The sequence below is a fragment of the Oribacterium sp. HCP3S3_B9 genome (assembly GCF_052064255.1).
Classification (GTDB): domain Bacteria; phylum Bacillota; class Clostridia; order Lachnospirales; family Lachnospiraceae; genus Oribacterium.
This window is the reverse complement of record NZ_JBQHVY010000001.1, coordinates 291,448-309,310: the sequence shown is the minus strand read 5'-3', so window position 1 is coordinate 309,310 and position 17,863 is coordinate 291,448. Positions and strand designations below refer to the sequence as shown.

Annotated in this window: 15 protein-coding genes and 1 tRNA gene; 9 read left to right on the top strand and 7 right to left on the bottom strand. The window is 50.2% G+C overall.

The genetic code is table 11. From position 1 onward, the window contains the following. Window positions 1–175: 175 nt before the first annotated feature. Window positions 176–248, bottom strand: a tRNA-Val gene (locus tag ACTNC3_RS01320). Window positions 249–345: 97 nt separating this feature from the next. On the opposite strand from ACTNC3_RS01320, the gene ACTNC3_RS01315 reads away from it, so the two are divergent. Next, window positions 346–2,175, top strand: coding sequence for an ABC-F family ATP-binding cassette domain-containing protein (locus ACTNC3_RS01315; RefSeq protein ID WP_441226205.1), 1,830 nt, complete (start codon window positions 346–348; stop codon window positions 2,173–2,175). A gap of 63 nt (window positions 2,176–2,238) precedes the next feature. Here the strand turns inward: ACTNC3_RS01315 and ACTNC3_RS01310 are convergent, their stop codons facing one another. The 3 genes from ACTNC3_RS01310 to ACTNC3_RS01300 form a co-directional block, all read right to left on the bottom strand. Next, window positions 2,239–3,453 (bottom strand): DUF819 family protein, encoded by a 1,215-nt coding sequence (locus ACTNC3_RS01310; RefSeq protein ID WP_410042347.1) that lies wholly within the window; start codon window positions 3,451–3,453, stop codon window positions 2,239–2,241. A 192-nt stretch (window positions 3,454–3,645) separates the two neighbouring features. After that, the gene (locus ACTNC3_RS01305; protein ID WP_410042348.1) at window positions 3,646–4,932 is read right to left on the bottom strand and encodes an SLC13 family permease; all 1,287 of its coding nucleotides are present in this window, start codon (window positions 4,930–4,932) and stop codon (window positions 3,646–3,648) included. A gap of 95 nt (window positions 4,933–5,027) precedes the next feature. After that, window positions 5,028–5,864 (bottom strand): MBL fold metallo-hydrolase, encoded by an 837-nt coding sequence (locus tag ACTNC3_RS01300; protein ID WP_410042349.1) that lies wholly within the window; start codon window positions 5,862–5,864, stop codon window positions 5,028–5,030. A gap of 245 nt (window positions 5,865–6,109) precedes the next feature. Here ACTNC3_RS01300 and ACTNC3_RS01295 point away from each other — a divergent pair, with 245 nt between their 5' ends. Beyond that, window positions 6,110–7,048 carry a LysR family transcriptional regulator gene (locus ACTNC3_RS01295; protein ID WP_410042350.1) on the top strand — a complete coding sequence of 313 codons (939 nt, stop codon included), beginning with the start codon at window positions 6,110–6,112 and terminating at the stop codon, window positions 7,046–7,048. A 95-nt stretch (window positions 7,049–7,143) separates the two neighbouring features. On the opposite strand, the gene ACTNC3_RS01290 is transcribed toward ACTNC3_RS01295, so the two are convergent. Both ACTNC3_RS01290 and ACTNC3_RS01285 read right to left on the bottom strand, forming a co-directional pair. Then, window positions 7,144–8,028, bottom strand: coding sequence for a LysR family transcriptional regulator (locus tag ACTNC3_RS01290; protein ID WP_410042351.1), 885 nt, complete (start codon window positions 8,026–8,028; stop codon window positions 7,144–7,146). After that, the gene (locus ACTNC3_RS01285; protein WP_410042352.1) at window positions 8,028–9,017 is read right to left on the bottom strand and encodes a LysR family transcriptional regulator; all 990 of its coding nucleotides are present in this window, start codon (window positions 9,015–9,017) and stop codon (window positions 8,028–8,030) included. Before ACTNC3_RS01285 ends, ACTNC3_RS01290 begins: the two co-directional genes overlap by 1 nt. A gap of 227 nt (window positions 9,018–9,244) precedes the next feature. Between ACTNC3_RS01285 and ACTNC3_RS01280 the strand changes: the two genes are divergently transcribed. From ACTNC3_RS01280 to ACTNC3_RS01250, 7 genes are all read left to right on the top strand, one after another. After that, window positions 9,245–10,333 (top strand): Bug family tripartite tricarboxylate transporter substrate binding protein, encoded by a 1,089-nt coding sequence (locus ACTNC3_RS01280; protein ID WP_410042353.1) that lies wholly within the window; start codon window positions 9,245–9,247, stop codon window positions 10,331–10,333. Between the two features lie 76 nt (window positions 10,334–10,409). After that, window positions 10,410–10,913 (top strand): tripartite tricarboxylate transporter TctB family protein, encoded by a 504-nt coding sequence (locus ACTNC3_RS01275; RefSeq protein ID WP_410042354.1) that lies wholly within the window; start codon window positions 10,410–10,412, stop codon window positions 10,911–10,913. Between the two features lie 19 nt (window positions 10,914–10,932). Then, on the top strand, window positions 10,933–12,423 hold the full coding sequence (locus ACTNC3_RS01270) for a tripartite tricarboxylate transporter permease (RefSeq protein ID WP_410042355.1): 1,491 nt from the start codon (window positions 10,933–10,935) through the stop codon (window positions 12,421–12,423). 98 nt (window positions 12,424–12,521) lie between these two features. Continuing rightward, complete coding sequence (locus ACTNC3_RS01265; RefSeq protein WP_441226204.1) at window positions 12,522–13,415, top strand: alpha/beta hydrolase; 894 nt, start codon at window positions 12,522–12,524, stop codon at window positions 13,413–13,415. Window positions 13,416–13,459: 44 nt separating this feature from the next. Next, a complete protein-coding gene (locus ACTNC3_RS01260; protein WP_441226203.1) occupies window positions 13,460–14,383 on the top strand; it encodes an alpha/beta hydrolase fold domain-containing protein in 924 nt (307 codons plus the stop codon). A gap of 29 nt (window positions 14,384–14,412) precedes the next feature. After that, a complete protein-coding gene (locus tag ACTNC3_RS01255; RefSeq protein ID WP_410042358.1) occupies window positions 14,413–15,387 on the top strand; it encodes a mannonate dehydratase in 975 nt (324 codons plus the stop codon). Window positions 15,388–15,627: 240 nt separating this feature from the next. Further along, on the top strand, window positions 15,628–16,818 hold the full coding sequence (locus tag ACTNC3_RS01250) for an iron-containing alcohol dehydrogenase (RefSeq protein WP_441226202.1): 1,191 nt from the start codon (window positions 15,628–15,630) through the stop codon (window positions 16,816–16,818). Between the two features lie 86 nt (window positions 16,819–16,904). Here the strand turns inward: ACTNC3_RS01250 and ACTNC3_RS01245 are convergent, their stop codons facing one another. Then, complete coding sequence (locus ACTNC3_RS01245) at window positions 16,905–17,816, bottom strand: LysR family transcriptional regulator (RefSeq protein WP_441226201.1); 912 nt, start codon at window positions 17,814–17,816, stop codon at window positions 16,905–16,907. Between the last annotated feature and the right edge of the window lie 47 nt (window positions 17,817–17,863).

Below are 17,863 nucleotides of genomic sequence, written 5' to 3'. Positions count from 1 at the left end.
ATTATAAGAGTTTAACGGAGGCACGCGTTCCCAGTGAACGTGTGCCTTTGTTATTTCGTGAGAAATGCAAAAGCGCATCGCTGGTTGACGGTCTGTTTTTGCAAGTGTCGTAAAAATGTCGTAAATGAAAATCAGCGCATGAAAAAAGCCGGGAATGAAATCATTCCCGACCGGATGGAGAGTACAGGACTCGAACCTGCGACCCCTTGCGTGTGATGCAAATGCTCTACCAGCTGAGCTAACCCTCCAAACAAACATGATTTTAGCACGCTGAAATCAAAAAACAAGCAGTTCCGTAGTCGATTGCTGGTTTTTTTATGCGCGATACGGTATAATACCTTTACTATGATTTTAAATATTGCAAACCTTAATAAGACATACGTTGGAAAACAGATTTTAAAGGGCGTCACCTTTCATATCGAGGACAAGGAAAAAGCGGCGATTGTCGGGATCAATGGATCCGGCAAGACGACGCTTATTAAGTGTATTCTGGGCGAGGAGGAGCCGGATGACTCCGAGACGGTAATCGCTCTTTCGAAGGGAAAGAAAATCGGTTATCTCGCGCAGCAGCACGCCGATATGCCGGGGGCAGAAGAAGATATCCCGACGGATCTCACGGATGCGAAGGCCCTCGCGATGAAACAGGAGATCGAGGCCTTCGGTGATGATTTCGATACCCTGTCCGGAGGTCAGAAGACCCGGAAGCGCCTCGAGGAGATCCTCCTCACGAAGCCGGACCTGCTCATCCTCGATGAGCCGACGAACCACCTCGATATCGAGTCGATTCAGTGGCTTGAGAAGGTGCTGAAGCGCTACGACGGTGCGGTTCTGCTCGTCTCCCATGACCGGTACTTCCTCGATCATGTCGTGACGAAGATTATCGACCTCGATAACGGAAGAGCCCGCATGTACCGCGGCAACTACTCCGAGTATGCCGAGAAGAAAAAACAGATCCGGGATGCGGAGCTGAAGGCCTACTATAATCAGCAGGCGGACATCGCGCACCAGCAGGCGGTCATCGATAAGCTGAAGCAGTTTAACCGCGAGAAGTCCATCAAGCGCGCGGAGTCCCGTGAGAAGGCTCTCGCAAAGGTGGAGCTTCTCGATAAGCCGGAGGAGCTCGATAATGAGATGCGGTTAGCATTGACCCCGCATCTCCAGTCTGGAAACGATGTGCTGTCCGTGAAGGCGCTCAGTAAGTCCTTCGGCGAGAAGACACTGTTCTCGAACATTTCCTTCGAAATCAAGCGGGGTGAACATGTTGCGGTGATCGGTGCGAACGGTACCGGTAAAACGACACTGCTGAAAATCCTGAACGAGCAGGAACCGGCGACGACCGGCAGCTTCAAGCTCGGTACGAATGTTGAGATCGGCTACTATGATCAGGAGCATGCCGTGCTCCATATGGAGAAGACCATCTTTGACGAGATTCAGGACGACTACCCGTACATGAACGACACGAAGGTTCGTAACGTGCTCGCGGCCTTCCTCTTCCGCGGTGATGATGTATATAAGCGGATCGGCGACCTCTCCGGCGGCGAGCAGGGCCGAGTGTCCCTCGCGAAGCTGATGCTCAGTAACGCGAACTTCCTCATCCTCGATGAGCCGACGAACCATCTGGACATCCAGGGCCGTGAGGTGCTGGAGGACGCGATCCGGAACTACGAGGGCACCGTGCTCTACGTGTCCCATGACCGTTACTTCATCAACAAGACCGCAACCCGTATCCTCGAGCTCTTCGAGAACCGCTTCGATAATTACATCGGTGACTACGATTACTACCTCGAGAAGAAGGAGGATGTCCGGAAGTACGGCGGCTCTGTACTGGATGCGAGCGCAAACAGCCAGAAGCCACGTACCTCCGCGGTACCGAATCCTGAAATCAAGTCGGAGCAGAAGACCGACTGGGAGCTGCAGAAGGAGTATAAGAAGAATCTTCAGAAGCTTCAGCGCGATCTGAAGTCGACGGAAGAAGAGATTCAGAAGCTCGAGGCCCGCAACGAGGAGCTGGACGATGACTATATGAATCCGGACATCGCTGCCGACGTCGGACGCCTCATGGAGCTCCATAAGGAGCATGAGAAAAATGATGCCCGCCTCGGGGATCTCTACGAAAACTGGGAGACCATCTCGGAGCAGCTGGAAGAACTGAAGCAGCAGGAACCGGGGAATTAAATACATGAAATAAAACAGGAGACGATGGCCGTTGTCATCGCCTCCTGTTTTTATGTCATATATTTATCCGATCAGTAGTGATCCGACGACGATGCCGAGGTAGGTGCCGACGACATAGCCGAAGGTACCGACAAGCATGCACGGGCCGACAAGCTTATTCCAGCCCTGGGCGATCGCCATGCCGGCTGCGGTGGTCGGGCCACCGATGTTGGCATTGGACGCAAGGATGATCTCCTCGAGGGAGCCGCCGATCAGCTTACCGCCGATGAAGCAGAAGAGCATATTGACGATCACCATCAGGAGGCAGAAGACGAGAAGCAGCGGTGCCTGCTGGATGATGAGTGGGATCGATGCCGGCACACCGATGACGAAGAAGAACAGGTAGATGAGGTAGGTCCCCAGCTCCTGTGCGCCATGCATGGCCTCCGCCTTTTCCGGAAGAACGGTGGCGAACAGCATCGCGACGGTCGTGATCCATACATACTGGCTGCCGAAGAAGGTGTTCAGCATATTGAGGAACCAGTTTCCGGTCGGAATCGCTGTAGAGAGCACACCGGCGATGGCCTTTGAAATCGTCACGACGATGATAGAGAAGGCGAAGTCGATCGCGATATCACGAAGCGAAATCTCCTTCCGTCCCCAGTACTTCGCAGCGAGGGTCTTGCCCTCCTCGGCGTCTGTACCATGCGCGAGGACGTGATCGATGTGCGGATGCGGATAGTGCTTTCGGAGCCATGCGTTGCCTGCAAACGCGATGAGGATCATGAAGTAGATCGCCATATTCAGATTATCGGCGACGGTCGCCGCAGAAATCAGGGTCTGGTCCACATGGAAGGCGTCGGCGAGGGCCGTGAAGTTGACACCGCCGCCGATGTAGGAACCGGTCATCATCGCTGCCACATATGGAAGATTCGGGATGAACTTCCCGAGGATGAGGACGCCGAGCACTGCGCCGGCCACCGTGCCGAGGGCACCGATCAGGAAGATGCCGAGCATCCGTCCCGTTTCCTTCCAGATCTTCGACAGGTTCACCTGCAGAAGCAGCAGCGGAATCGCCATCGGCACCGCGAAGCCCCAGACCACATCATCGAAGATCGGCGCGCTCGCCGGGATGATCTTCAGGTTCGTGAGCAGCAGTGCACAGATCAGGGCAATGATGGCACCGCTGATCTTACTGGCCCATGCGTAGGTCTGCTCCATCCAGATGGAAAATGCGACCACCAGCACCATGATGCTCATCAGCACCCAGGTGTTATCTGCGGAAATGAGTGTGTTCATCGTGTTATCTCCTAAGCTATAAATTTCACGTAAGAATCATGATGTTTCTCATTATATCGCAGGCGGAATCATGCGTAAAATGATGATTCTATCTATTAATTATGCAAAACAGAACGAAAGAACGGCCGCCGCGCGTGCGACAGCCGTTCTTTGTCGGGGGATTATGGATATAAAATAGCAGGAATCAGGATTTTATCCCAGCGGATAGAAGAGCGTAGCGGATACGGCGCAGGAAAGAATCGCCAGAATCATATACGGAAGAGTGAACTTCAGAACCTTCGCCGGGTTATACTCGCCGGCAGCGAAAGCTACAGCACACTCACCGGATCCGGATGGGAAGCCGACCGCGAAGTAGTTTGCGGTACCGATGATAAGAACGAGACCTCTCGGATCCCAGCCAGCGGCCAGTGCAACCGAAGCAGCGATCGGAATCAGTACGGACTGTGTACCCATGTTCGATATGAAGGTCGTCATGATAACGGTGGCAGCAGAGAAAATCAGCATAACCTTGAACTGACTCGGATTCTGACCGATGATGTTCAGGATGAACTGACCGATGACTTCACCGGCACCGGAAGATCCGATGGCGTCTGCAACGATGAGTACGCCGGCGAGCATCCAGATCATATCCTGGGTCATATCCTTCGATGCGTCCTTTGCATCGATACAGCCGGTGAAAATCAGGATGATGACACCGGCTGCCGGTGCGAGGTACATCCAGTTCTTCGTAATCTGGTTAAAGATGAGGCAGAGCATAACGACTGTAAATACGATGTATACGATCATCTGCTTAGCCTGAGGGAGCTTTTCAACGACAGCGCCTTTCTTCAGCTTCGTCGTATCAACTTCCTGATCCTTCGGCATCAGTTTCCATGCGAACAGGCAGTACGTTGTCAGAACAATGATCGGAATGATTGCAAATTTCAGTGGATCTAGAAGGCCGATCATGTACTGAGGATTTCCCTCACCGACGATTCCCTCGTAGAAACCATTCAGGGTTGCGAAGGTGGTTGCACCGAGGCCGATCGGAAGGCGGAACTTCCAGGCAACCATGACACCGAGAAGCGGAAGCAGCAGACGATTTGCGGTGATTTCACCAGATTTATTCAGCGTGGTCAGAAAAACGACCAGAATAGCGAGTGCAGCAGTAGATGGTACAAACTGAGAGAAAAGAGCCGCAACCGCATAAAATGCGATGATCAGCATCATACCGCTCTTGCCCTGAACCATATTCAGTGTACCGGAAATCTTATCGACGAGGGCAGTCTTTGTGAGTACAGAAGAAAGTGCGAGAATCGGTGCGATCAGAACGACGGTTTTATTACCGAAGCCGATGAAGGCAGATTTCAGATCGACGACACCGGTCGCAGCGAGAATCAGGCAGCAGGTCATGGCTGTCACGCCAAATGGCACCTTGTGCCAGATGAACATGACCATCATAAACAGCGTCACGAGAAGAACGATGGTTAAGTGTGACATAATACGATTTTATCCTTTCATCAAAAAGTGAAGTCATAACACAAAATGGAGGAAAGCAGGATGCAGACGCCCATTTCGTTTTTTCAAATAGTTGATTATTTCATCAGTACACGAACCTGACGTACACGTTCATGAATGAAATCGGCCCAGACGGTCGGGTCATAGTAGCAGTTGTTTTCATCTGTGTACTGGCCGGCACGATCGATTACCTCGATCTGATTCGGGTGGCTTGGGAGGGCAATGTCTACATGGATGGCTGCAATCTTCTCCTCATCCGCGAGGAAACGGTCACGAAGTGCCGGTGTCAGCTTCTTACTCGTCTTGTAGTAATCATCGTTCATGGTGTTTGCACCGACGCCGCCGTGCATACCAAGGGTGTAGGTTTTTCCATCCACCGGATTTGTTTCCTCCCAGAAGAAGCTGGTGCATCCGATGGTGTGTCCTGGGGTAAGCATGGTGCGAATAGAGATGTCGCCGAGAACAACAGGTGTAGCGTCGTCGTAGAAATGGTCGATCTGGAAATCGACTGGATGGGAATCTTTATCGAGTACCATCGTCTCTTCCGGTACCTCCTGATAAAAATCCCAGTCTTCCTTCGACATGTACATCTCGGCACCGGTCAGCTCCTTCATGATCTGTGCGGCACCGCAGTGATCGAAGTGTGCGTGGCTGAGAAGGATCTTCTTGATGTCGGATGGCTTGTGACCGGTTTTATAGATGCTGTCGACGAGCTGATAGGCGCTCTCTGGGATCGCGGTATCGATCAGGATGCAGCCTTCGCTCGTTTCGATAAGCCAGCAGCCGACCCAGGTCTGACCAGCAACATACCAGGTTCTCGGTGATACCTGAAATGGTTCGATGGCTGCGGTCCATGGGCGATATGCGAGCGTTGCAACCGGATCCGCCATCGGCTTCGTACACTTAAATGACATATGTTTTCCCCTTTCGTGTTCGGTCAGAAGGCACTGCTCGGTAAGCTTTGACGCGTAGTGCTACGCTCTGTTTATTCTGACATGTTTTGTAGCTCTGGATTTCAGAAAATCGAGAGATGCGAAACAGTTATGTGATATATCTGTTGAAATCATCATAGGATGGATGTACTCTTAATTCAACTTATAGAAAATTAGATTTAAACTTAACTCGATTAAGAAACGGCCGTGGAAAGGAGTGTCGAGATATGGAACTGAAGCAGATCGAAAATATCCTGGCGATCGCAGGCGAGGGAAGTATTTCCCGGGCTGCAGAGCGCCTGTTTCTCACGCAGTCTGCGCTGAATCAGCAGCTGCTGAAGCTGGAGAAAGAGCTCGGAATGCAGCTGTTTGAACGTCGGAAGCACAGCATGGTGCCGACGGAAGCCGGACAGATTTATCTGGAGGGAGCGAGAGACATCCTGCAGATAAAGGAAAATACGTATAAAAAGCTGAATGATCTCCACCAGGAAGGCCATGGCACCATTTCGATCGCGTATACGCCGGAGCGCGGTGCCGATATGTTTTCTGAAGTATTTCCGGTGTTTCATATGCTGTATCCGGAGATCCGCTTTCATACGAAGGAGCTGCGGAATAAACGTATGGAGCAGGCACTCATCAACAAGGAGGTGGATCTCGCCTGTACGACCTTTACAGAGGGGCAGCAGAATCCAAGCTTATCTTATATTGCGAATGTGAAGGAGGAAATCGTATTAGGTGTACCGGCCTCACATCCGCTCGCTTATCTCGCCGGAGAAAACAGTGCAGAGCGCCTGCCGGAGGTGGAGCTCAGTCTGTTTAAGGATACGCAGTTCCTGCTGGCTGCGCCGGAGACGAAGAGCTCGGATATCGAGGCAGAGATTTTTCGAACGGCGGGTTTTCAGCCGAAGGTACTCTATACCTCTTCGGGAAGTAAAACCAGAATCCGCTCTGTAAAGGCGCAGCTTGCCAGTGCTTTCTTTCCGGCGTTCTATGTGGATCCGGATGCACCGATCGTTTATTTCACTGTGAAGCCACATATTCACTGGCATTCCTCGGTTGCGTATCGAAAGGGAAGCTATCTTTCCGTACCGGAGCTCGTGCTCGTAGATCTGATACGGAAGTATAATACGCGGGTAAGTAATTTTAAGAGTATTGTGCCAGGATAAAGAAAGCTACTTCTAGTCGGAAAAACAGAATATGCGAATGAAAAAGAAAAACCTGGAGCGTACCGAGATGGTGCGAGTCCAGGTTTTGATGTTATTCAGGATGGAAGCTGATCATATTCAGTGAGAAGAAGACGGATCAGCTGCTTCATAGGTTCGGACAGGTTGATGGATTTCTGATAAGCAGCGACGATGTAAAACGTGAGCGGAGGATTCAGGGAGTATGTATAAAACGTATCTTCTGGGTGAGACAGATGACTCGGAATGAAAGCATTACCGAGCCCCTTATTCAGCATATAGCGTCGAGAAACATCATCCTCGATTTCGCAGAGGATATTCGGCTGAATCTGCATATTACGCAAGGCCTGATCCTCTGCGTTACGCACGAAAGAAGGCGCATGAGTGAGTACGAAGTAGTCATTCTGAATCGCGGAGTAGTCTCCTTTCTCGATGTCCTCGGCAAGGAGCGTCGGATGCCCATCCGGAACAGCGAGAAGAAGTTCTCCGGTCCAGAGTGGGATATACTCGAGTACGGAGTGCTGCAGGGATGAAGTGAGCAGAACACCGAGATCCGCATGTCCCATGATGAGATCTTCCTTTGCGGTTAAGCTGTTGCTGCGCCGTACCATAAGTTCGATTTCCGGATGATGTTTTCGAAATGCAGGAATGCATTCCAGTGCAGAAGAAGCTGCGCAGGCAAAACGAAGAGAATTTTTACTACTGTGCGTGAGAGAGGAGATTTTACGAAGTGCCTCTCTCTTTATTTGCAGGATGGAATGCCCGCCATTGATATAGATTCGACCTGCATCTGTAAGTGTGAGACCATCGCGCTCTCGGACGAACAGCTGCGTCCCGAGCTCGTCTTCGAGCTTTTTCAGACGCTGACTAAGCGCTGGCTGTGAGAGATAGAGGCGTTCGGCGGCTTTGCTCAGACTTTTTTCTTCTGCAATGGCGATGACATATTCGATCAGTTTTGTATCCATCAGAGCGTGTGCCTTTCTATGTGATAAAGCTGGAATTCTTCAATCAGATTCTTCGCTGCCTGATTCGGGCTGAAATGATAGTTCGGATTCTGAGCTTCCATCTGATAGTTCAGAGCGATAAGATAGCGTTCTTCTTCTGACAGAATATGATCCGGCGCGGACATTACGGTCATGTGGACGAAACATTTTGGCTTCAGGCTGAAGTAAACCAGGTTTCTCGACGGCTCCATATGACTACGTGCCAGAATCGTGACGCCGGCGCCTTGATCCGCCATGTTTTTCAGAATCAAGTTATTATCGGCTTCATATACGATGGTCGGTTGCATTTGATTCTGCTGTAAAAGCATATCTGTCGTATGACGTATGGTAGAATTGTGCGTTGCCAGAATGAAAGGGGTATCCTTAAATTTTCGGATATCGATCGCAGTCAGATGGGAGAGGTCATGGCTTGCCTGATAAGCGAGTGGGTGAAAGGCAGGGACAAACAAAACCACCTCCTCTTCATGAAAGGAGGTATGCACGATGCCGGGCTCATCCGGATCGTCACAGGTGCCAAGTGCCAGATCGACCTCGTGAACCTGCACGGCCTTTCGAAGTCCTGCCATATAGTGCTCCTTCATTTCGATTTTTACATTCGGATAGCGCCGATGAAACTGATTGAAAATTTTCGCAATTGCAATAGAACCACGCAGCGGTGTAACTCCGATGGTGATCGTTTTTTGATAACCGACCGAAAGCTCAGAAATCATCTGATAGGTCTGCTCTTTTACGGCGATGATGCGGGAAGCGGCATCCAGATAGATTTTACCGGCGGCGGTAGGGTAGTAACGTTTTTTGTGCTGGAAAAATAATTCTGTTCCCAGTTCTTTTTCGAGCTCTGCCAGATATTTGCTAAGTGCTGGTTGCGTTATGTGAAGCTTCTCCGCAGCCGCAGTTAAGCCTCCTTCTTCTGCAATAGCCAGTATATAGTGTAGCTGCTTTGTATTCATAGTGATTCCTTGCGTAAAGTTGCATTACTTTTGCTTATAAATTACATAAGTCTTTCAAGCTTGTCAATCGTCATTTTGCGCAGCATAATACAGGCATAAACGATGCGAGCTGAACAAAATCACGTATTTCTGAATAGGATTACTTTCAATTAAGAAAGATGACGAATGAGGAAACGTGAATGAAACATAAAATCATATTATATTTCGCAAAGAAAGGGAGAAACGTTATGAAGAAAAACAGATTATTTGCAGGTATGATGGCTACGTGCATCCTGGCTGCCGGTCTCGTAGGATGTGGCTCATCTGCAGCTCCGGAAGCAACGAAAGCTTCTGGAAATGCAGGCACAGAAGCTGCAGCAGCGGCAGCCGGTGAAGGCGTAGGACCATGGAAGTCCGGAGATAATGTATATGTCGATGTTCCTGCGAAGGCAGGCGGCGGAACCGATCTATATACTCGTTATCTGACGCAGGCACTCAGCGAGGTATGTCCAGGTGTGAACTTCGTCGTTACAAACTACGATACCGGTGAAGTCGGCATGGAGCATGTGAAGAATGCGAAGCCAGATGGTTTAACACTCGGTGCCTGCCATGGTGGCTCGATCATTCAGTATCTGGCCGGATCCTCGGAAGTAAATATCAAGGATGATGTTAAGGCGGTGGGCATCATGAACCAGGGTGGTCCGCAGGCCATCATCGCGAAACCAGGCGCACCATACACGAACTTTACAGAACTTGCAGAGTATATCAAGGCAAATCCGGGGGATGTCGTTGTAGGATGTTCTTTAGGCGGTACGACGCAGGTGCTGTTCACGTCACTCATCGAAGAGCTGACCGGTGATGCGAATTCGGTAAACTATGTGCAGTGCTCTTCCGAGGCAGATAAGCTGACCAATGTTGCAGCCGGCTCGATTGATATCGCAAACTGCTCCATCCCGAACGCGGTATCCTATGATGCCGATGGAAAGCTGACCATATTGGGAAGTATCGGACCAAAGGCGGCGACACTGGAAAACATGAGCGAGCTGGTAGGTACAGAGCTGGATAAGAAGTTTGCGACCACACAGGAGCAGAATGTAAGTCTGACATGGGATTCAAATTACTATATAGTCGTTCCGAAGGATACACCGGATGAAATCTGTGAGGCAATCAATGAGGCGATTCAGAAGGCAACCACGGTTCAGTCCTTCATCGATGGCAATAATAAAATGGCAACCTATATCGCGGCTGTGAACTATGAGGATACAAAGAAGGCTCTCGAAACAGAGTGGAGCTCCCTGGATGAACTCGTAGGTTCCATGGGGCTGAAGGTTCGCTGATGATACGAACTGAACGAAACTGAAACATGTCCGGCCGTCCTTACGGGCAGCCGGTATTTTTGAAAAGGGGGTTTCAATGAAAAAACTGAATCGTACCTATGTGATGGGAATCGCATTTATCGTATTCGCTGTGTGGGTCGCATTTCAAACGGCCTTGATACCTGAAAAGCTGGTTTCTAACGAGCCTGGACCGAAGCTCTTTCCATTTATTTCTGCGATCGGCATGATTATCATGGCGATTCTTTCGATGATTTTCGATGGAAAAAAAGAAAAAGAAGAGAATGAGCATGGCGCAGCTCCGTATCTTGATAAAGATGGATGGAAGCGTCTCGGACGGATCATGCTGGAGTGCATTCTTTTCTGTGTGGCGATGAATTTGATCGGCTTCTGGATTACGTCGATGATGGGCATGATGATGTTCATCATGACACTGAAGGTAGATAAGAAGATCAATATTCTATTTGCGGTCGTATTAAGTGTCGCATTGGGCAGTCTCTGCTATTTCGGATTTACGAAGGGCTTCAATATTCCACTTCCGAAGGGTGTGCTTTTTGAGGCACTCGGCATTCGGATGCCTTAACTGGAAGGAGAAAATAAAAATGGCAAGTTATCTTTCTGCACTTGGCGTGTTATTCCAGCCAGTGAACTTCATCATGATGTATATCTGTTCTCTGGTTGGATGTGTTCTGGGCGCGATTCCTGGTCTGTCCGGAGGTCTCGGCATCACACTGATTCTTCCGATGACGTTCGCTTTAAATACGAACTTAAGCTTCGCGATGCTGCTCGGCATGTATGTTGGTGGTGTATCCGGCTCCTTTATTGCAGCGGTACTCGTCGGAATCCCTGGATCTGCTGCGTCGATCGGAACCTGCTATGATGGTTATCCGATGACACAGAAGGGACAGGCGGCACGCGCACTCTCCATCGGTATCACCGGCTCCTTCATCGGTACGCTGGTTTCTATTCTCGTAGCGACTTTCTGCTCTACCTTTATCGCAGATGTTGCACTGAAACTCGGACCATGGGAGTACTTCAGTCTCTGCCTGATGGCCATCACGATGGTCGTTGGATTAAGTAAAGGCTCCATTTTTAAGGGTCTTCTGGCAGCCTTTTTCGGACTGTGGCTTTCTACGGTTGGTTCGGATATGGTAACGAACCAGCTTCGTTTCACTTTTCATAATACGAACCTCTATGGTGGAATCAATGTCGTATGCCTCCTGATGGGTACCTTCGCACTACAGCAGGTTGCTTCAAGCTATGCAAAGAATAATCTGACGATGCCGGAAGTAGACGCCGGATCGCTGAAGGGCTTCGGTTTCAGCTTTAAGGATTTTAAGGATAATCTGAAGGTGATCATCACATCACTTTTCATCGGACTCTGGATCGGCTTTTTGCCGGGTATGGGCTCCGGTATTTCAAACCTGATCGCCTATGGACAGGCGAAGAAGATGAGCAAGCATCCGGAGAAGTTCGGAACCGGTATCGATGAAGGTATCTGGGCAACGGAGGTTGCAAATAACGCGGGTGTCGGTGGTGCCATCATCCCGATGATCGCACTGGGCATTCCAGGTGATGGGACGACCGTTCTACTGATGTCTGCTATGACGATTCATGGATTGCAGGCGGGGCCGATGTTCATCAAAAACAATCCTTTACTGGCAAATCTTATTTTTGCTACCGTGCTGATCGCTGCAATTCTGATTTTCGTCACAGAGCTGTTGACGAAGCGCTGGTTCCCGATGCTTTTAAAGGCACCATATCACTATCTGTACAGTGCGATTCTTATGATCTGCTTCCTTGGTGCATACTCTGCGTCGACGTCGATGTTCAGTGTTTACCTGGTACTGGTATTTGGTGCAATCGGTATCCTGATGGAATTCTTTAAGATGCCGAGTACGCCGCTTATGCTTGCATTTATTCTGGGAAGTAAAATCGAGAGCTATTTCCGTATGGGATGCTCCTATGCGAAGGGGGATATGACCTCTTTCCTTACCCGTCCGATTTCTCTTATCTTTATCCTGATTGCTGTTTACAGTGTAATCGGTCCGCTGATTTCAAAGATGCTTAAGAAAAAGAAGGCGACGGCCTGAAAATTCATGAAAGCCGAAGCTTGCAAGGCTTCGGCTTTTCTACTCTCATTTTTAGAAGTTTTCATGAGAAAGATACATATCGAAGGAGGAATCAGACGATGTTGACACAGGAAGAAAAAGAAAAGATGATTGTTGCGCTTCGTGGCACCAGCGTAGCAAAGGAAAATATCACAGAAGAATATAAAAAAAACCTGGATCTCGCGGAACGTGAAGAGGTCAGCGTAACCACATCCGAAGGTCCGGTTCCGTGCTATATCTTTACGGCAAAGAATCGTACACGGAACTGTCCGGTCCATATCAATGTCCATGGTGGTGGATTTGTACGCCCACATGTTTTACGGGATGAGATTTACTCTGCAAAGGTAGCCGATGCGATTCAGGGCATCGTGGTGGATGTGGACTATAGTCTGGCACCGGAGTATCCATATCCAAAAGCATTTAATGAAACGTATGAAGTATGCAGATGGGTGTTTTCCATGCTGCAGCACTGGGGTGCCGACGTGAAGCGCGTATCCATGGGCGGACATAGTGCAGGTGCAAACCTGACGGCAGCCGTATGTTTAAAGGCAAATCAGACAAAGGAATTTCAGTTCTGTCTTCAGGTGCTGGATTATGGTGCGTTTGATATGGTGACGGATCCGGCAGATAAACCGGAAGCAGAAAGCAATCTGATTCCGGTAGAGCGAGGCAGAATGTTCAGCCTGGCATATACAGATGGAGAAGTAGAGAATTTAAAGGATCCATATTGCAGCCCTCTGCTTGCACCGGATGAGATGCTGCGGGGACTTCCGGAAGCACTCGTAACCAGTGCCGGTCATGATAATTTCCGATTCGAGGATGCCGAGTACGCAAAGCGTCTCGTGCTGGCGGGTGTAAAGGTGACACAGAAGTGTTTCCTCGATTCGTATCATGGATTTATCGTGCATTGCACAGATGAATGGGAAGCTGGTCAGCAGCTGGTCATCGATACGATTCAACGAGCGTCACTGTAAAAGAACAGTAAGTGTAGAGTGAGTGCTACTGGAAAGGAAAGTATATGAAAAAAGTAATTGAGCCGGGTAGAACCAGAAAAAGTATTAATTTTATTGACAATATCGTGTATTCGAGACAGAAGAATCTGGACGGACAGGAGATGGAGCTGAAGATGTCCATCATGCTGCAGAATGGCAACAGTGAGATGCGTCTGGCATCCGGCCACGATGATGAAGCGGATGATAAAACACCGAAGCCGGCGATTCTGTGGGTTCCGGGTGGCGGATATCGTGGCTGTGACAAGAATCTTATGGTGGCTGAGATGGCCTTTCTCGCAGATGCAGGATATGTGGTTGCATCCATGTACTATCGAAGTAGTGCCGAGGAACATATGCCTTCACAGATCATCGACGTGAAGACGGCGATTCGATTCCTTCGTGCGCATGCCGATGAATATGAAATTGATCCGGAGCATATCGGTATCATCGGACGCTCCGCGGGTGGACAGCTGTCGGCACTTGCTGCGATGAATTCCGATGGCTATGAAAGTGAAGAGTGGAGTGAGTATTCTTCTCATGTGCAGGCCTGCTGTGATATGTTTGGACCGGTGGATTTCGTAAAACTGATTGAGGATGATGCGCGTGAAATGCGTACAAATCCAGACTGTCGCTGGAAAAAACCAGAAGATACACATGCTGGGGCACTTTTCGGCGGAGACATGTCAACGCTGAAGGAGCGCGCGAAGCCATATTGTCCACCATACATTTTAACGAAGGAGATGTGCCCGATTCTCATCCTGCATGGCGACTGCGATAAGCTGGTGTCCTGTGACATCAGTGAAGCATTTTATGACGATATCGTAAAGGCGGGCATGGAAGATCGCGCAGACCTTTATATCCTTCATGGTGCGGGCCATGGAACGAAGGAGTTTTTCCAGCAGGAAACGAAGGAAATCATCCGTGCATTTTTTGATAAGAATCTTAAGTGACGACGTATCGGACGAACAGAGGTACAGCCATGATCAAAATCGAAAGCAACTGTTCGAGTAAGATGACGGATGAGGAGATGCGCTACCAGCAGGGACAGGGCATCCACTATCTTGCCGTGAACTTCATCGGCGATGATGCAAATTACGATGGCATCCTGCGTTTCCAGGAGCGTGCGGCGAAGTATGATCTTCAGATTTCCAATGCAGGCTGCCCGCAGCTGCAGAAGTGCCCGTCGATTCATCTCGGCCGTGAAGATCGTGACGAGTGGATCGCGAAGTACAACGAGTTCACGAGAGCACTTGGTCAGGCCGGCGTTCCGATCAACTATATCGCATGGCAGCCGAATGGTATCTTCCGTACCCGGATCGGTGCCGGCAAGTATAACCACGGTCAGAATTCCTTTATCTGTGATCTCGACGAGATTCAGTCCCGTCCGATTTCAAATGACCGCGTATACGGAGAGCAGGAAATCTGGGAGAACTTCAAATACTTCCTGGATAAGGCACTTCCGGTATGTGAAGAAGCCGATGTCAAGCTGGCACTTCATCCGAACGATCCACCGATTCCGGAGGCTGGTGGCGTAGCCTGCCTCATCTGGAATTCCGACTGCTATCGTCGAGCCTTCGAACTAGCCGGTAACAGCCCGTATCTCACGATGAAGATGTGCGTCGGCTGCTGGCTGGAGTCTGAGCACTTCGGTGATCTCTATCAGGACATCGAAGAGTTCGTGAAAGCCGATAAGCTCCCGATCATTCACTTCCGCAATGTCAGCGGACAGCTTCCGTACTTCGAGGAGACGCTTCTCGAGGATGGCTATGCGGATATGTATCAGATTATGAAGGTGATCGTACGCAGTGGCTTCGACGGATATCTCAACATTGACCATCCGTTTTTTAATGCAGATGGGAAGGGATTCTCCGAGCGCTCCGCTGCGTATTACACCGGTTACATGAAGGCACTGCTTCACTGCGCAGAGGCAGAAGAGAAGAAAAAATCTGAATAGTATTTATCCGGCGATTTTCAGAGGATGAGCCGTATGAGGCATAGAAAAAGGGTGTTGTGCATGCAGCATCCTTTTTCTGTGCCGTGGTTTGACCGAAGATGCAGGCAGAATGTCTGCCCGGCCCGCATTTTTATGCTACAATGAAATTATTCTAAAACCTGATCTGCAAAGGTGCATCTGCGTTCACATCGCATGATATCCACCAGCGCAGACATGACGATGGAAAATGGAGGAAATCATATGCTGCCATTTGTTTATTATGCACCGACGAAGGTGGTGTTCGGCCCGGATACGGCCGTGGAAACCGGAAAGCTTGTGAAGGAGCAGGGCGCGACGAAGGTCCTGATCCACTATGGAAGTGAGCGTGTGAAGAAGTCTGGGCTCGTACCGATGATCGAGAAGCAGCTCGAGGAAGCGGGTATCGGCTATGTCGAGCTCGGCGGTGTCGTACCGAATCCGCACCTCAGTAAGGTCTATGAGGGCATCGAACTCTGCCGGAAGGAAGGCGTCGACTTCATCCTTTCCGTCGGCGGTGGTTCCGTCATCGACTCTGCAAAGGCCATCGGTTATGGACTCGCGGATAAGACCGAGGGCGATGTCTGGGATTTCTATGATCTCAAGCGGAAGGCGAGTGCATGCACGCCGCAGGGCGTCGTACTGACGATTGCGGCGACCGGTTCCGAGATGTCGAACTCTTCTGTGATTACGAAAATGACGGACGAGGGTGGCATCAAGCGTTCCTACAACACGAATCTCGCGCGTCCACGCTTCGCCATCATGGACCCGAAGCTCACGATGACCCTTCCGGAGTACCAGACCATGTCCGGTGCGGCTGACATCTGTATGCACACGATGGAGCGCTACTTCAACAACGGCGGCTCCATGGAGCTGACGGATGCGATTGCCGAGGGCCTGCTTCGCACCGTGATGGCCAATGCACACATCCTGATGTCGGATCCGACAAACTATGACGCGCGCGCAGAGATCATGTGGGCCTCCTCCCTCAGCCATAACGGACTGACCGGCTGTGGCACGGATGGTGGCGACTGGTCCTGCCATCGCCTCGAGCATGAGCTCGGCGGACTCTATGATGTCGCGCATGGTGCAGGCCTCGCGGCCATCTGGGGCACCTGGGCACGCTATGTGTATAAGCATAATCCGGCCCGCTTCGCAAAGTTCGGTGTCAATGTACTCGGTGTCGAGGCAGGAGCAGACGACGAAGAGACCGCACTCCGTGGCATCGTAGCGATGGAAGATTTCTTCCGTTCGATTCATATGCCGACGAACCTTCGTGAGCTCGGTGTAAACCCGACCGACGAAGAGTATAAACTCCTCGCAGAAGGTTGCTTTAAGGCCACGAATGGAGGCATCGGTTCGATTCTTAGACTGAAGCTCGAGGATATGGAGAAGATTTACCGACTGGCATATTAAAAAAGATGTATCGAAAAAGAGCCCGCGTCAGCGACTGCTGATGCAGGCTCTTTATTAAGGTGCGCCTGGCGGCGCACGTTTTTTTCTTACTTCCCATGCTCCCAGTAATCATCGACCAGCTGGATGAAATCCTTCGCAGCTTTGCTGAGATAAGTGTTCTTCTGGTAGCTAACACAGACCTTCCATGTCGGATGTGTCGTGAGACTATAGAAGCGGACCCCTTCCGGCTGCTTTTTTACATAGTGGTATGGAATGAGGGCACAGGCCATCTTCGCACTGACCATGGATAGAATCGTTGCGTTATTCGAAGTTTCAAACAGAACCGTCGGGCTGAAGCCGGCATCATGAAAAATCTGATCCACGGTTTTACGAATCGTCGATTCCTTATACATCATCACGAACGGCTCGTAACGGAACAGCGAGAGAGGAACCTCCGGATACTGTGCATCTGTCTGCAGATATTCATCCGGGAGCGGATACTGCTCAGGTAGAGCCAGAAAGATTTCTTCATCGAACATATCGATGTACTCGTCGTTGGTTTTCTGCTGTTCGGAGATCGTGACGAAGCCGATATCCAGTTCACCTTTGTGGATTGCTTCCTGCTGCTTTCGTACACTGAGTTCGCGTGGTTCGATCGTAAAATCCGGATACATGTCATGAAACTTCGGATAGACATATGGAAACATATCGGAGCCCCGCCCCGGTGTCATGCCGACAGAGAGAAAGCCACGATGGGTGTCTGCCATATCGGCGATCAGCGTGTAGGTTTTCTGCTTGATGCGGAGCATCTCACGCGCATTTTCGACATAGACATTGCCCTCCGGGGTCAGTGTCCAGTCTGATTTGTTGCGTACGAACAGCGGAGCGCCCAGCTCCTTCTCGAGCTTCTGAAGCTGCTGAGAGAGTGCGGACTGGGTGATGAAGAGCTTCTCTGCAGCACGGGTGATGGATCCCTCATCGGCGATTTTAATGATGTATTCGATCTGTTTTGTATCCATAAATCGTAAACCTGCGGTGTTAGGAAAACTAATTCTGCATTCATATT

Excerpts from the sequence above, each read along its gene's own strand:
- ACTNC3_RS01315 (WP_441226205.1), top strand. The coding sequence starts at position 346 with ATGATTTTAAATATTGCAAACCTTAATAAGACATACGTTGGAAAACAG.
- ACTNC3_RS01310 (WP_410042347.1), bottom strand. The coding sequence starts at position 3,453 with ATGAACACACTCATTTCCGCAGATAACACCTGGGTGCTGATGAGCATC.
- ACTNC3_RS01305 (WP_410042348.1), bottom strand. The coding sequence starts at position 4,932 with ATGTCACACTTAACCATCGTTCTTCTCGTGACGCTGTTTATGATGGTC.
- ACTNC3_RS01300 (WP_410042349.1), bottom strand. The coding sequence starts at position 5,864 with ATGTCATTTAAGTGTACGAAGCCGATGGCGGATCCGGTTGCAACGCTC.
- ACTNC3_RS01295 (WP_410042350.1), top strand. The coding sequence starts at position 6,110 with ATGGAACTGAAGCAGATCGAAAATATCCTGGCGATCGCAGGCGAGGGA.
- ACTNC3_RS01290 (WP_410042351.1), bottom strand. The coding sequence starts at position 8,028 with ATGGATACAAAACTGATCGAATATGTCATCGCCATTGCAGAAGAAAAA.
- ACTNC3_RS01285 (WP_410042352.1), bottom strand. The coding sequence starts at position 9,017 with ATGAATACAAAGCAGCTACACTATATACTGGCTATTGCAGAAGAAGGA.
- ACTNC3_RS01280 (WP_410042353.1), top strand. The coding sequence starts at position 9,245 with ATGAAGAAAAACAGATTATTTGCAGGTATGATGGCTACGTGCATCCTG.
- ACTNC3_RS01275 (WP_410042354.1), top strand. The coding sequence starts at position 10,410 with ATGAAAAAACTGAATCGTACCTATGTGATGGGAATCGCATTTATCGTA.
- ACTNC3_RS01270 (WP_410042355.1), top strand. The coding sequence starts at position 10,933 with ATGGCAAGTTATCTTTCTGCACTTGGCGTGTTATTCCAGCCAGTGAAC.
- ACTNC3_RS01265 (WP_441226204.1), top strand. The coding sequence starts at position 12,522 with ATGTTGACACAGGAAGAAAAAGAAAAGATGATTGTTGCGCTTCGTGGC.
- ACTNC3_RS01260 (WP_441226203.1), top strand. The coding sequence starts at position 13,460 with ATGAAAAAAGTAATTGAGCCGGGTAGAACCAGAAAAAGTATTAATTTT.
- ACTNC3_RS01255 (WP_410042358.1), top strand. The coding sequence starts at position 14,413 with ATGATCAAAATCGAAAGCAACTGTTCGAGTAAGATGACGGATGAGGAG.
- ACTNC3_RS01250 (WP_441226202.1), top strand. The coding sequence starts at position 15,628 with ATGCTGCCATTTGTTTATTATGCACCGACGAAGGTGGTGTTCGGCCCG.
- ACTNC3_RS01245 (WP_441226201.1), bottom strand. The coding sequence starts at position 17,816 with ATGGATACAAAACAGATCGAATACATCATTAAAATCGCCGATGAGGGA.